The sequence below is a fragment of the Paenibacillus oenotherae genome (assembly GCF_019443105.1).
In the GTDB taxonomy this organism is placed as follows: Bacteria; Bacillota; Bacilli; order Paenibacillales; family Paenibacillaceae; genus Paenibacillus_Z; species Paenibacillus_Z oenotherae.
The window spans coordinates 1-14,243 of sequence record NZ_JAHZIJ010000003.1 but is presented as its reverse complement, the minus strand read 5'-3'; the positions used below and the strand labels follow the sequence as shown (position 1 = coordinate 14,243).

At 55.3% G+C, this 14,243-nt stretch carries 14 protein-coding genes and 1 riboswitch; of the genes, 2 read left to right on the top strand and 12 right to left on the bottom strand.

The features are described 5' to 3' along the window. Positions 1 to 17: 17 nt before the first annotated feature. The 12 genes from K0T92_RS06315 to cobO form a co-directional block, all read right to left on the bottom strand. Entirely contained in the window at positions 18 to 578 is a 561-nt protein-coding gene (locus tag K0T92_RS06315; RefSeq protein WP_219871605.1) for a nitroreductase family protein, read from the bottom strand. Positions 579 to 628: 50 nt separating this feature from the next. Beyond that, positions 629 to 2,029 (bottom strand): cobyrinic acid a,c-diamide synthase CobB, encoded by a 1,401-nt coding sequence (locus K0T92_RS06310; protein ID WP_219871604.1) that lies wholly within the window; start codon positions 2,027 to 2,029, stop codon positions 629 to 631. 4 nt (positions 2,030 to 2,033) lie between these two features. Beyond that, positions 2,034 to 3,194, bottom strand: a complete 1,161-nt coding sequence (locus tag K0T92_RS06305; protein ID WP_219871603.1) for a cobalt-precorrin 5A hydrolase — start codon at positions 3,192 to 3,194, stop codon at positions 2,034 to 2,036. Then, on the bottom strand, positions 3,191 to 3,967 hold the full coding sequence (gene cobM, locus K0T92_RS06300; RefSeq protein WP_219871602.1) for a precorrin-4 C(11)-methyltransferase: 777 nt from the start codon (positions 3,965 to 3,967) through the stop codon (positions 3,191 to 3,193). The genes K0T92_RS06305 and cobM overlap by 4 nt, the downstream gene beginning before the upstream one ends. 34 nt (positions 3,968 to 4,001) lie before the next feature. Next, positions 4,002 to 4,721, bottom strand: a complete 720-nt coding sequence (cobI, locus tag K0T92_RS06295; protein ID WP_219871601.1) for a precorrin-2 C(20)-methyltransferase — start codon at positions 4,719 to 4,721, stop codon at positions 4,002 to 4,004. Next, positions 4,714 to 5,937 (bottom strand): precorrin-6y C5,15-methyltransferase (decarboxylating) subunit CbiE, encoded by a 1,224-nt coding sequence (gene cbiE / locus K0T92_RS06290; protein ID WP_219871600.1) that lies wholly within the window; start codon positions 5,935 to 5,937, stop codon positions 4,714 to 4,716. The genes cobI and cbiE overlap by 8 nt, the downstream gene beginning before the upstream one ends. Beyond that, positions 5,930 to 7,036, bottom strand: coding sequence for a cobalt-precorrin-5B (C(1))-methyltransferase (locus tag K0T92_RS06285; protein ID WP_219871599.1), 1,107 nt, complete (start codon positions 7,034 to 7,036; stop codon positions 5,930 to 5,932). The genes cbiE and K0T92_RS06285 overlap by 8 nt, the downstream gene beginning before the upstream one ends. A 3-nt stretch (positions 7,037 to 7,039) precedes the next feature. After that, positions 7,040 to 7,690, bottom strand: coding sequence for a precorrin-8X methylmutase (locus K0T92_RS06280; RefSeq protein WP_219871598.1), 651 nt, complete (start codon positions 7,688 to 7,690; stop codon positions 7,040 to 7,042). A 2-nt stretch (positions 7,691 to 7,692) separates the two neighbouring features. Next, the gene (gene cobK, locus K0T92_RS06275) at positions 7,693 to 8,475 is read right to left on the bottom strand and encodes a precorrin-6A reductase (protein WP_219871597.1); all 783 of its coding nucleotides are present in this window, start codon (positions 8,473 to 8,475) and stop codon (positions 7,693 to 7,695) included. Further along, a complete protein-coding gene (locus tag K0T92_RS06270; RefSeq protein ID WP_219871596.1) occupies positions 8,472 to 9,521 on the bottom strand; it encodes a sirohydrochlorin chelatase in 1,050 nt (349 codons plus the stop codon). Before K0T92_RS06270 ends, cobK begins: the two co-directional genes overlap by 4 nt. Positions 9,522 to 9,586: 65 nt before the next feature. Continuing rightward, on the bottom strand, positions 9,587 to 11,365 hold the full coding sequence (gene cobJ, locus K0T92_RS06265; RefSeq protein WP_219871595.1) for a precorrin-3B C(17)-methyltransferase: 1,779 nt from the start codon (positions 11,363 to 11,365) through the stop codon (positions 9,587 to 9,589). Between the two features lie 177 nt (positions 11,366 to 11,542). Continuing rightward, positions 11,543 to 11,750: riboswitch (cobalamin riboswitch) on the bottom strand. Positions 11,751 to 11,770: 20 nt separating this feature from the next. Next, positions 11,771 to 12,319 carry a cob(I)yrinic acid a,c-diamide adenosyltransferase gene (gene cobO, locus K0T92_RS06260; RefSeq protein ID WP_219871594.1) on the bottom strand — a complete coding sequence of 183 codons (549 nt, stop codon included), beginning with the start codon at positions 12,317 to 12,319 and terminating at the stop codon, positions 11,771 to 11,773. Between the two features lie 174 nt (positions 12,320 to 12,493). Here cobO and K0T92_RS06255 point away from each other — a divergent pair, with 174 nt between their 5' ends. Both K0T92_RS06255 and K0T92_RS06250 read left to right on the top strand, forming a co-directional pair. Next, positions 12,494 to 12,916: a hypothetical protein gene (locus K0T92_RS06255; protein WP_246627933.1), complete on the top strand. Its 423-nt coding sequence runs from the start codon at positions 12,494 to 12,496 to the stop codon at positions 12,914 to 12,916. After that, entirely contained in the window at positions 12,913 to 13,986 is a 1,074-nt protein-coding gene (locus K0T92_RS06250) for a phosphodiester glycosidase family protein (RefSeq protein ID WP_219871593.1), read from the top strand. The genes K0T92_RS06255 and K0T92_RS06250 overlap by 4 nt, the downstream gene beginning before the upstream one ends. Positions 13,987 to 14,243 lie beyond the last annotated feature (257 nt).

Here is a 14,243-nt window from a genome sequence, read left to right as displayed (position 1 = left end):
ATCCCCTCCCGCTTCATCTACTGCAGCCAGGTCGTCTTATCCTCATAATGGTTGCGCTTCGGCGGTTCGGGCGCTTCGTTGGCGTAGCCGATGCACAGCGTGCCGACAATTTTCCGGTTCTCCGGGCATTGGAGCAGCGCACGCAGCCGCTCATCGCGGACGAGTCCGATACCGCGTGTTCGCCAAACACAGCCAAGCCCCAGCTCCTCAGCAGCCAGCCAGATGGAATAAGCGGCGCAGCAGCTTGCGAAGACGTTATCCTCCGATGCATCGCTATCGCCTTCTACGAGATCGGCCGTCACTACGATAAGGGCCGGAATATTGTACAGCACCTTCAGCGACTCCTCAACAAGACGCGGCTTGGTGGGAAAGCGCTCCTGCAGAAACTGTTCCGCTGCCGCTTCATATTTCCGCTTGGCTTCGCCCCTGATGACATAGAAATGCCATGGCTCCCGCATACGGTCATTCGGCGACCATACAGCCGCTTCCAGCAGGCTCCGCAGCTTGCTCTCCTCTACCGGCTTGCTCGTAAATTGCCGGATGGCACGGCGTTTTTTGATCCATTCGATTGCACTCATTCTTTCGTTCCTCTCCTGTCTCTCACCTATTGTCTATCAGCAGATCCTGCTTACGTCCGGATTTCGGTGTCATGCCCCTGGTATTGTCTGCAAGCCTTCACAAAGCGCTGCGGAATAAAGGGCGCGGATGCAAAATGAAGATGCGTATAGCCCGCCGAAAGATTGGCGGTTCTATAACCGTCCGGCTGCGTTCCCCGCATACCCTTGACCGTGTAAGCCGGTTCGCCAGCGTGGCCAAGCGCATTATAAGTGGAATAATGGAACTCATGCCCCTTGGCCGTCTCTCCCGCTTCGATGAGGTAATGGCCCGCTGCTGCCGTCACTTCCCTGTAGCCAAGCGCTGCCAGCTTCTTCTGCATCGTGACCTCGCCGGGTATGAGGCCCACCATGGCATGCCGATGCCCGTCCGTGGACACAATGGCCTCGGTCAGGTACATATAACCGCCGCATTCGGCAAGCGTTGGCATGCCGGATTGGACAGCCTCGCGAACGGATGCCTTCACACCTTCATTGCCAGCAAGCGTCTCCGCGAACTCCTCCGGGAATCCCCCTCCCAAATAGAGGCCGCTGACATCAGGTGGCACGGCTTCTCCTGCGAGAGGCGAGAAGAAGGCAAGCTCCGCTCCGCTCGCCTCCAGCAGCTCCAGATTCTCCGGATAGTAGAAATGAAAGGCGGCATCGCGGGCGACAGCGATTCGCACATTCCCTGCTGCGGCAAGCTCCGGTGACGGGCGGAATAGCCTGGAGTCCGATTGTACCGTTGAACGGCTGGCGGCAACCTCCAGCAGACGATCCAAATCTATCGTTTCGCCAATCAACTGAGCCAGCTTGCTGAACAGCTCGTCAAGCTCTCCCCGCTCAACCGAAGGGATCAAGCCAAGATGCCGCTCAGGAATAGCAATGCCACTCTCGCGGGGCAAATAACCGAGCACAGGAATTCCGCATTCCTGCTCAATCGCGCTCTTCACCAGCTTGTAATGGTTGCTGCTGCCAACCTTGTTGGCTATGACACCCTTAATCTGCACATCATCGGAGAAGCATTGGAACCCCTTCACGATTGCGGCAGCGCTTCTGGCCATGCTCTGGCAATTGACGACCAGAATGACCGGCGCTCCGATGATGCAGCTGATCTCGGCAGTCGTCCCTTCGTTCGAGAGCGGGTTCTTCCCGTCGAACAGTCCCATTACGCCTTCAATAATGGAGATGTCAGCTCCCTCTGATCCGCGCAGGAACACTGCTTTCAGATCCTCCGTCTCCAGCATCCAGCTATCCAGATTGCGGGACGTCCGGCCTGTAACTGCCGTATGATAGGTCGGATCGATATAGTCCGGTCCGCACTTGAATCCTTGGACGGTCAAGCCTCTATGCCGCAGCGCGGCCATAATTCCCAGCGTTAACGTCGTCTTGCCAACACTGCTTCCCGTCCCTGCAATTACGATTCTATTATGCATCGCCCTATTCCCTTCTCTCTGCACTGCTTCCTTGATACGTCATCAGCCCCACCGACAGCGTCACATTGCCGGATTTCTTCTTCGTGACGACAAGCTTCTCCGCACCGCTGTACAGCTTCGCCGCAGGCTCGCTGACACCATAGGCGCCCGTAAATTTGTAGACGGTCTCCGACGGCTCTTCAAGCTTGCATCCATTCAGCTCCTCAGCGCTGTAACAGACAAAATCCCAACCATGCCTGGAAGTGACCTCCAGCAGTCCCGCTTCATCCTGCTTCAAGTCAATGGAGCAGACCGCCTTGACGCTGCGGATGGAGAAGCGCAGCTCCGCAAGCGTCTCGCTAATCACCGCTTCAATCTCCTCGGCAGCCGTGCCGCGATTGCAGCCGACCCCAAGGACAATCGACCTGGGACGATAGAGCACGCCATTGTCCAGAATAGCTTGCTCGGCGTCCTCCAGCAGACGGTGTGTAACGATCAGCGCGGCATCCGGCGAGGCTTCCAGCGCTTCGGCAATAGAAGGATAGAGCCCAATATTGGCGGGAAGCGGACGATCTGCCGGCCACCAGGACGGCTCGCCGGATTCCTGCACGACCGCAACCCGTTCTTCATTGACAACAGAGGCGCTGACCGGCGTCAACTTGGCATCGGATTCCCATGTCCAGCCGAAACGGCGGCCAAACAGATCGACCGCTATCGTCTTCTGCACATCGGAAGCGGTTGTAATGACCGCTCTTGCTCCAATAGCAGCCGCTACCTCGCGGGTCAGCTCATTGGCACCGCCAAGATGGCCGGACAAGACGCTGATGACATGCTCCCCCGTATCATCGACAACGACGATGCCGGGATCCGTCTTCTTATCCTGCAGCAGAGGCGCAATCATCCGAACGACAGCACCTAGAGAAATAATAATGACCAGGCCTTTGTAAGCCGGGAACAGCGCCGGGAACAGCATCCGCACACTGCCGGAGAAGAGCTGAATGCCCCGCTGCTCCTCATCGCCCCGCGCGAATTTGGACATGCAGTACATATCCGTATTGGGGAACAGTCCCTTCATTCTTCTCGCCAGCTCGACCCCATGCTTCGTAATGGCGATAATGGCAATATCGCCCCCGACTGATACAGCGGGAAGCTCCCCTTCCCTCAGCTCAATAACAGGCACCGTCATGGCTTCTCACCCTTGCGGAATCCATGGGTAAAGGTCCGGTCATACAGCTTGGAGCGGTATTCATCCTTGTCGTGGATAGCCGGATCAAGCGCCCAGCCCGCCAGGATCATCGCATGGGAGCGAATGCCGTTCTGCCTCATCGCCTCATCCATTCCGGCAACCGTCGTGCGGACAATAAGCTGGTCAGGCCATGAAGCCCGCTGCACGACAACAACCGGCGTATCCGGACTCCAGCCCGCTTCCAGCAGCTCTCTTGTCACCTTCTTGGTCAACGTCGAGCTCAGGAACAGCGCCAGCGTACAATGATGGGAGGCCAGATCCTGCAGCTTCTCCCTGTCCGGTACAGGCGTACGCCCCTCCGCCCTTGTCAGAATAAGCGTCTGCGTCAAATCCGGGATCGTTAATTCGGCGCCCGCCGCCGCCGCTGCCGCGAATACCGAGCTTACGCCGGGGATAATCTCCGTAGCGATGCCTTCCCTGCGCAGCAGCGCCATCTGCTCCATCGTCGCTCCGTATACCGCAGGATCGCCGGTATGGAGCCGCACAAGCATTTTGCCCTCGCGCACCCGCTCCGCAATGAAGGCCACCATCTCTTCGAGAGCCATGCCGGAGCTTTTCACGATCTCGGCTCCAGGCTTCGCTTTGGCCACCAGATCCTCGCTGACAAGCGAGTCGGTGTAGAAGACGACATCCGCCTCCTGCAGCAGCCGCAGCCCTTTCACTGTGATCAGATCGGGATCGCCCGGCCCTGCGCCAACGATATATATTTTCATGGAATCATGCCCTTTCTCCGTCATAAGCTGTGTGCTACTTTCTTACAATCATCAAGGTCAAGTAGCCGGGATCAGCGCCCCGCAGCTCCTCCACCTGTGTCCAGACGACCTCTTCATCAGAGGTTACTTTGGACAGCACTGCCGCATGACGAAGCAGGTTCAGCTCACCCAGCAGGTCGATCATCTCATCCAGCACCTTGGCCACCTTCAGAAAAATAACGCAGTCATGCTCCAGCAGCGCTTTGCGCATCGCATCCCGGTCATCAGTAGCCGGAACAATCGCAATCTGCTCGTCGCCGTCAGCAAGCGGCAGATTCAGCCGGGAGGCTGCGCCGTTAATCGAAGAGATACCCGGCACAGTCTTGATCTTCACCTCGGGATGCTGCTCGCGCATCAATCGCATCATGTGGATAAAGGTGCTGAACAGCATCGGATCGCCTTCCGTGACAAAAGCGACATCGCGCCCTTGCACCAGTTGTCCCCATACTGCCTCCACCGTCTTCAGCCACTGCCTCTCCAGCGATGCTTGATCCTTCGTCATCGGGAAGATCAGTCCCAGCATTTCCTTCTCCGCCGGATTGATGTAGGTCTCCACAATTTGCAGAGCGTAGCTCTTGCTTCCAGACCTTTTCTTGGGGTAAGCGATCACAGGCGATTCCTTCAACACCCGGAACGCTTTGACTGTAATCAGTTCTGGATCGCCCGGCCCTACTCCCAGCCCGTACAATACACCAATACCACTGCTGTTACTCATCGCTGCCCTTCTCCTCCTCACGGCTGGCTGTCACAATAAATACGGGATTAAGTCCTTCCAATCGGGTCATGGCCAGAATTGGCTTGCTTCTTGAAATCTGGGTCATCGACACGCTGGCCTCGTAGCCGATCTCCTTGAGCGTCCCCATCGCTTCCGTCAAATTCTCCAGCGTAATCGCATTAAGTACGATTCTGCCACCCGGCCGCAGCCTTTGTCCGCACAGCCTCAGCAGCTCCTTCAGCTCCCCGCCGCTGCCTCCGATGAATACCGCGTCAGGGTCCGGGAAAGCGTCCAGCCCGTTTGGCGCCTTGGCATGCAGCGTCGTTATGTCCACGCGGAACTTGGCGCTATTCATGCGGCAGTTCTCCAGATCCTCCTCATTCTTCTCCACTGCATACACCTCGCCGTATTTGGCGATTCGTCCGGCTTCTATCGCAATGGAGCCCGTGCAGGTGCCGATATCCCATACAATGCTGTGGGAATGCAGGCCAAGCTGCGCCAGCGTCAGCACCCTGATCTCCCGCTTCGTAATAAGCCCCTTGTCCGGCTTGCGCTGGGAGAATTCCTCATCCGGTATGCCCAGCGGCCAGCGCCTTTGCGGCTCCGAATCCCGCTTCAGAATGACCATATTCAGCGGCGAGAAGCTTCCCTCGCGCATTTCCTGGAGGCTGTACCAGCCGATCCGTTCATCTGGCCCCTCCAAATTCTCCGCGACAAAAGCACGGTATTCCGTCATCCCGAAATGAAGCAGATAGTCCGCTATCACTTGCGGGCTGTTGTTCTCATCCGTAAGCAGCGCGACCTTCGACCGTCCGTCGATCCGCTGCGCAAGTCCCTTGATACTCCGTCCGTGAACGCTTGTCACATAGGCATCCTGCCAGCTCTCCCCCATACGTGCAAAGGCAAGCTGCAGCGCGCTGACATGCGGGTAGATCTCAACATCCAGCCGCGCAGCCAAATAACCGCCGATGCCATAAAAGAGCGGGTCGCCCGATGCCAATACGACCGTCTTCCCCGTCTCTGCGCTCAGGCGGCTGACGAGATCGCTCAGTCCGCTTTTGACGGTTATTTTCTCCCCGCGATAATCGCTGAAGAAGCTGAGCTGGCGCTCACCGCCAACCAGCACCGCGCTTTCCTGAATCCACTTCAAATAAACGGGAAGCAGACCTGCCGCACCGTCGTCACCGATTCCTATCACTTTGATGGGCTCACCCATGCTTGCTCACCCTTCCTAACCGTTCCCCTTTTAACGTGCACAGCACCGTCTCCACCTCAAGCCCGCCCCCAACCGTCACCAGGCTGGAATGGCAGCAATATTCGCACAATGTTTCAAAAAAAACGTTCAACCCCAGCTCCGCCATCCGATCCCCGACCTGCGAAGCAGTGTTGGCCGTTCGTATGAACGCGACCTCGTCCGCTGGCGCTCCGCTCTCCTGCGCGACCTTGGCCAGGAAATCAAAATCGATCGGGGCGCTCTTGGAATGGACCATCATAATGCCCTGCGCCAGCTTGGAGAATTTGCCCATCATGCCGACAAGCGTAACCTTCTTGATCTCCGGGTGCTTCCGGCTCATCAACAGCGCGAATCCGATAAAGTCGCCCATCTCAATGAATGCCTCTTCCTTCAGCTCCGGGTAGATCTCCATCCCGACCTTCTCGCTCCTGCCGCCTGTGGAGAGGACGATGTGGGAGCAGCCGCCTGCCACAGCTACACTGATCGCCTGTGCAACACTGGCCTTGTAGGCGGAGCTTGAGAAGGGCACGACGGTTCCCCTCGTCCCCAGAATGGAGATGCCTCCAATAATGCCCAGGCGGCCGTTCAACGTTTTCTTGGCCCTTTCCTCCCCATCAGGAACAGAGATCACAATCCGTACACCCCGCTCTGCAATGGCGTATTCCTCCAGCACAGCAGCAGCCGTCTCGGTAATCATCCGTTTCGGAACCGGATTAATAGCGGCCAGCCCCACCTCAACGGGAAGACCCGGCTTCGTTACTCGGCCAACGCCGATACCGCCGTCCAGCTCAATCCCGCTGCCATCCGTCCACGATACAGTGGACTGAATAAGCGCGCCATGCGTCGCATCAGGGTCATCGCCGCCATCCTTGATCGTTCCCGCAGTTGCGGAATCGGCGTTGAAATCGCATTGAACCATCTGGAAGGTCACATCCTTCCCGATCGGCAGCCGGATTTCCGCTTCGAGATGCTGCTCCTGCAGAATAAGCGCGAGCAGTGCAGCCTTGGTTGTAGCAGTGGCACATGAGCCCGTCGTATAGCCATGCCTTAACGGCTTGTCCTCTTGTTGACCGCTGCTCATGGGCTACTCCTGCCGTTCCGCCATTAAGGAGATCGCGTTAAGAGCTGCGACAGTAACGGGACTTCCGCCTTTTCTGCCCAGATTCGTGATAAAAGGAATATCCAGCTTGGCCAGCTCCTCCTTGGATTCCGCCGCCGATACGAAGCCGACCGGCATGCCGATTACAAGCCCCGGTCTTGCCTCGCCTGTCTTGATCAGCCGAATCAGCTCCAGCAGCGCCGTCGGCGCGTTGCCGATCGCGAATATGCCGCCGTCCGCCTCCTTGATCGCTTTGCGGATGGAGATGATCGCACGAGTCGTGTTCAACCGTTTCGCCTCCTGCATCACGTCCGGGTCCGAGATGAATACCTTCACGTCGCCGCCGAATTTCTCAATGCGGGGCTTGCTGATCCCTACCTGAACCATCTGCACATCCGCCACAACGAGCTTGCCTGAGCGAACAGCTGCAATACCCGCCGTTATCGCGTCCCTGTGGAATATCAGACTGCGTCCCAGCTCGAAATCTGCCGAAGCATGAATGACGCGCTGCACAACCGGAAACTGCTCCTCCGTAAAAGGATGCTCGCCCAGTTCCTCCTTGATCATCTCAAAGCTCTTCTCCTCAATCTCCTGCGGCTGCACCGTCAAGGGCTTAAACTCGGTTTGAAAATCCATTGTCAACGCCTCCCGATCATTCGTTCAATTTGTGCAATCACTTCATCAAATCCGGAAAACTGCGTGCCATAATCAACAGCCGGGCGGCCGATCATTATCGTGTCGATGCCCATCTCCAGCGCCGCCTCCAGCTTATCGTCAACCGCGCCTTCCTTGCCGCTCTCCTTCGTAATCATCAGCGTAACCCCGAACTGCTGGAATAAAGCCTTGTTCAGCTCCTTGGAGAAGGGACCTTGCATGGCGACAATATTTTTCTGCTCGACACCAAGCGCCTCACACTTCTCCATATTATCCAGGCGGGGGAGCATACGGGCGATAAGTCTTGTGTCCGGCACTCCCAGCAGCCGTTCCGTGAATACAGACAGTGTCTTGCTCCCGGTCGTCAGCATAATGACACCGCGGCGCTGTGCTGCGAGTTCGGCTGCTCCGGCATAATCATCCACTATCGTGACATTGGGATGATCATGGTAGCTCCTGCTTCCCCGCTCATAACGGATATATGGAACGCTGGCAGCCTCCGCAGCCGCTATCGCATTCCTTGAAGCCTCCTCGGCAAAAGGATGGCTGGCATCCACAACAGCGGCAATGCCTGTGCTTGCAATCAGATCACTCATCTCCGCAGCAGCCAATCGGCCGACTCTTGTATCAATTCCGGCTTCTGCCAGTGATTTGGCTGCGCTATCTGTAACCACGGTAGCCAGTACTGTGTAGCCCTTCGCACCAATGCGAACCGCCAGTTCCCTCGCATCCCCCGTGCCAGCCAGAAACAACAGATCCCGGCTCATCGCTGCACCGCCTTTGTCTCAGAAGAGGCGGCAGCTTGTTCAGCGCCCTTATCGGTTGAGCGATTATGATCATCGTTATGATCCGTGTGATGATCATGGGGGTGATCATGACTGTGTGCGTGATCGTGATCATGCGAGTGATCATGGCTGTGTCCATGATCGTGATCATGCGAGTGATCATGGCTATGTCCATGCTCATGATCATGATGGTGATGATCGATGCCTGACATCGCGGCAATTCTGTATTGGCACATGGAGCAGTTCATCTTCACTTCGTCTTGAAGCGCCTCTACCGCCCGTTCTTTCAGCACATCCTGAAGGACGGGATGCAGTCCGAAATATCCGGCCAGCGTAAAATCGCAGCCCGGATATTTGCCCGCCAAGCCAGCTACCAGCTCTTCCATTCGTTTGATCAGCACACCGGTAAACAGGAAATACGGCATCACAAATACATGCTTCGCCCCCAGTCTGACACAGCGTTCGATCCCTTCCTCCATAAGCGGCGCCGTCACGCCGATGAACGCCGTTTCGACGAATTTGACATTCATCCGTTCCCACAGCAGCCGGGACATCTTGAACAGATCGCTGTTCGCATCAGGGTCGCTGCTTCCTCTTCCAATGACGAGAATCGCAGTCTCCGATTGCCTCGCTATCGCTTCTCCCGCATCTCCCGTTTCGTTCAAGCAGCCCGCCTCGATCATCCGCGCTTTCAGAATATCGACGACAAGATCATGAATGCCTACAGGACGTCCGTACAGAAATTCAATATGCGGATACTTCAGCTTCATATCATCAATAGCTGCGGGAATATGAATTTTGGCATGTCCAGCCGCGAACAGCATGATCGGAATAATCGCAATTCTGCTGGCGCCTCTGCGAATACAGGTCTCCATCCCCGTCTTCATCCCCGGCGGTTCGAATTCAAGGAAGCAGGTTTCGACAATGGGCACATCCAATCCCTCCGCCATCGCCTCGACAAACGCTCTAACCTCGTCATTGCCCCCGGTGTCCTTACTCCCATGCCCTACAAACAATACCGCTTCCATGGATCACCCTCCTGATAAGTTTCTGTGCTGCTTCTGTATCACCGTGCCAGTACCAAATACCATTCTCAATCGCCGCAGGCCGCATCCTCAATAACGAACATCGGAACCTCCCGATACGAATAACCCGCAACCTTGCCGACTCTCTTAAAATATTTATAAAATCGCTCATTGGGATATCCGCCCTCCGAATAGGCCGCAACAATCCGCTCAATCGTCTCAATAAGCCGCTCCGGTTTGATACCCTCGGCAACCGGCTGTCCGGAATGTGCGTTCCTGCCGACAGGCTTGGCCCCCAGGAACAGATCGAACTTGCCCCTGCGATAAATAATTCCGATATCATCGTTCACTGCGCCATAGCAAGCCATGCCGCAGCCGTTAAAGCCAATCTTAAGCTCCTTGGGCATTTTGCGCCCATTGAGCCCCTTCGCTAATTGCTCCGCATAAGGGATGGATTCATCCTTCTCCCCGTTGCAGAAGTCGCATGCCTTGAGCTGTGCCACATCACCAAGCGGCATGAGCAGCAATCCCGCTTCTCTCAGCCCGCGGGTAAGCGTCTCCGGGTTCGAGGTTGGCACACGAAGAATGAGCTGATGCTGGGTGGAGTACTCGATCTCCCCCCGTTCACCGGCCGCTTCGGCGATGAGCAGCATTTGGGCGGCGGTTATTTTTTTATTCACAACACCCGGACTAACGGCAAATTCCAGAATCGACTCTTGCACGAATAAATTTCTTGCCGGTACTCCCTCATCCACGGCCTCGCCTTTCTTGCGCTTCACAAGCTGCAACGCTTCAAGTGCCAGGCCGTAAGAGCCGACTGCGACCGACTGCTTATTGCCCGGCTTTACAGCAAGATGCGAGTCTCCCAGCGCGTCGTCATCCTCTTCTTCCCATTCCAAGTCTCCGTCGCTATCAGCAGCCGAACGTTCATCCGCCTCCGTCTCTGCATGCCAGCTTTCTTCCATATAGGCATCCAGATCATCCTCCTCATACGCATCCAGATCCACATCGGCTTCCTCATCCTCAAGCGCCCATGGCTCTGCATCCTTGCGCAGACGCATGTGCGGCTTCAACGGCTGAACATCGGCATCCAGCGTATATTTGCGCTGATAGCCGCGCGGAGTAATCATCAGTCCGTCATATAGAAAGGTTGTCGAATTGCCGATGACCACCGTTGTCAGCATGCCGATGTCATGCTCCAGCATCTGGGCCAGTGTCGTAATCACAACTTGCTCCCGGTCACGATAGGCGCTCTTCACAATGCCAACAGGGGTATCGGCGGATCGATGCTGAAGCATAATGCGCTGCGCCTCAACGATCTGGCGGGTCCGTCTGCCGCTTCGCGGATTGTAGAGCGCAATAACAAAATCGGCCGATGCCGCTGCTTCGATCCGTTTCTCAATGACAGCCCACGGTGTAAGATGGTCGCTCAAGCTGATCGTACAGGCATCGTGCATAATAGGAGCTCCCAGCAGAGAAGCCGTTGAATTGATCGCGGATATGCCCGGAACAACCTCCACCTCTACCCCCGTTGCAGCAGACCAGCCCTTCTGCACAAGCACCTCGTAGATTAATCCGGCCATTCCATACACGCCCGCATCACCGCTGGAGATAACAGCAACCTTCTTCCCCATCTCCGCCTGGCGAACCGCCTCCTGAGCCCGGCTGACCTCCTCGGTCATCCCGGTCCGCACCACTTCCTGGCCGTTCATCAGACCGCGGATCAGATCCACATAGGTGTTGTAGCCAATAACAACATCACTCTCTGCAATCGTGTCACGCGCACGTTTCGTAATATGCTCGAAGCTTCCCGGACCGAAGCCAATGACAAATAATTTGCCTTTCATACATCCTGCCTCCTTTGACCCATACACAAAAAAAAGAGCACCCCGCCCGGAAGGCGGGATGCTCGTCATTTCAACGCGGAAAGCAGGCTGCGCGTTCTCCCTCACGAAGAAAGAATCTGCACTGCTAACGTTAATAAAAGACCTTGCATCGAACACCATCCTATTTCCACGTAGGAATGAAGTTGCTAGAAGCAGGCAGGTCTCCTGACTCTGGATCTCTCATCGGCGTCTTCCCGGATAAACCAGTGACTTCATGCCGATAGAGGCGGGTATAACCCGTATCCATTACAGTGGCGGGACCGTGTCGGACTTTCACCGAACTTCCCTTTTAATCCGGGCCCATCCTTGACGGACCGAACCCGGAACCTGTTTCCATTACATCTATTCAATTATCGAATGAAACTGCTAGACTTCTATTCCAAGCACAGCAGGTATTCCTTCGTCATAATAATGCTTGACCGCCTGCATCTCCGTTACGAGATCAGCAATCTCCAGCAATTCCGGTTTGGCGCTTCTTCCTGTAATAACGATATGCAGGCCGTGGGGACGATTCAGAATCGTTTCCACCACATCATGCACAGTAAGCACATCATCGATCGGGAACCGATCAATTGCCAAGGCGTTATTAAGCTCATCCAGAATGATCAGCTCATATTCGCCGGAGGATATCTTCTCCTTCGCAAGCTCCCACGCCAGTCCCAGCGCCTCACGGTGCTCCTGTGGCGTCTTCGTCCAGGTGAAACCGACGCCTGTCTGAACCATCTCAATGCCGAGCCGCTCGAACGTATTCCGTTCCCCGTAAGTACGATCGGGAGACTTGATAAACTGGAGCATCAGCACCCGCTTGCCGCGGCCAATTGCTCTTACCGCCAGTCCCAGCGCCGCTGTCGTCTTCCCTTTGCCGTCACCGGTATAGATCAAGGTCAAACCACGGGCTCTATCAGGCTTAGCCATTGTCCAACCTCCGAAAGCTGCAGAATGAAATAACTAGATCATAAAAATTCTAGTTGATTACCGTCTATTAAGCAAGCAGCAAATATATGTGGTCTAATAGTTTCTATGCTTTTATGTTAAAATAAAGATTCGGCCTGTTCCCTATGAAATAAAAGCAATAAGGAGTAGATTGGAATGAACACAAGCATGGAGACAGAAACACAAGGCAATTACAACACAAGAAGGCGCAAGGGCAAAGCAACTCTCCCTCTATTCCTATCCATCTGGATGCTGTTGATTGCGTCAGGCGTTATTGGGGCGATCTGGTATACAGATCAGATAAAGCAGAACATTACGACAGAGGTCAGCCAGCAGACAGCCAAGCAAATCGCAGCCATGCAAGCCAAGTACGAGGCTCAGCTGAAGGGGATGGAAACCAGCTTCTCCAGCGAGATTACGAAGGTGCAGGGGAAGGTTGACGCGCTTAATCAGCTCCTCGAATTCTCCAAGGATAATGCCAGCAGCAAGACGGACAACAGCAACAAGCTGTACACCCAAATCAATGAAGTGAAGAAGCGTCTGGCCCAACTGCAGAAGGATCTGGATGTGCTGAAATGATGACAGTCAAAGCGCTCAACCGTTTCTGTTTGTTGACGACTGCACCTTTTGTCGGGCTGATGATCTGGCTGCTTGCAGCGAACTTCTCTCTGTCATTGCCGCAGCATACCTATCCGGAACCTGTTGAAGTGGACGAGGCCGCTATAGGGAACCAAATGAGCGGCTTGCTCGGCAATCTGGATACGGCCAAGAAATCGGCAACCGTGACAGCCAAGTCGATCAAGAAGTCGATTGCTTTATATCGTTCTACGAATGACAGCATGAACCAGATTGTCAAAATCGCGACCACACAAGCGGGCAGGCCCGCCAAAATATATGACCGCCGCATCACACGCAAAATCGGAACACCCTACAGCCAGATTCAATCCGATAATTTGGCTGCTCAGCTGTTCAAGATCAATGCGCAGAATTTCAAGGGCTATGCGCTCAAGGTTAAACTGAAGACCAGCAAAGGAATGAAGATGGTGCTGGGCAAGGACAAGGTCGGAGAGGCCGAGACTACGCTCGCAGCGGCCAAGCGGTACAATGCCGTTGCAGGCGTGAATGCCGGAGGATTCGCAGATAATCGGGGCAAGCGGTATCCGCTCAGCACAACGATGATGAACGGCAAGTATATCAGCGGCTTTGAGCCGTCCTATAAGGATTTGTTCTTCGTTGGGATGAACAAAAATTTGGAGCTGATCGGAGGCAAGTACTGGGATAAGGGGCAGCTCGACAAGCAGGAGCCATTGTTCGGCGCTTCCTTCGTCCCGGTGCTGATGAAGAACGGCGTTTCCCAGTCGATTCCGGACAAATGGCAGGTCAGCCCCAAGCGCGCACCGCGTACGGTTATCGCCAATTACAAGGACAATCAGCTGCTGTTCCTCGTAACGGATGGCTATAACGAGAACGGCAGCTCAGGCGCCACTCTGCAGGAGATGCAAATTCTGCTATCGCGCTTCGGTGCTATCGATGGCTACAATCTGGATGGCGGCGGCTCCTCCTCGCTCATCTTCAACGGCCGGGTCGTGAACAAGCCCTCCGATGGCAGACTGCGCCCGCTGCCCACCCACTTCTTGTTCTTCAAATAAAACTTGGCGGCGTTGCTGCCAGCGAGTAAAACCATGGGGCTGTCCGAAAAGTTCAATAACCAATGAGTCAGTCCCAAATGATGTGAAGGGATGCCTCCAAAACCACTAAAAGTAGGACTGGAAGCATCTTTTTCGTATTATTAGGTCAGCCAGAGAATTCTGGTTGGCCTATTTTTGTAAGTGTTATACGATGGTGGTAGCCGGGAAAACGAAGCATCTTTAGGGACGCAGATCCCGTCGATGAAACTGTTCTCCCC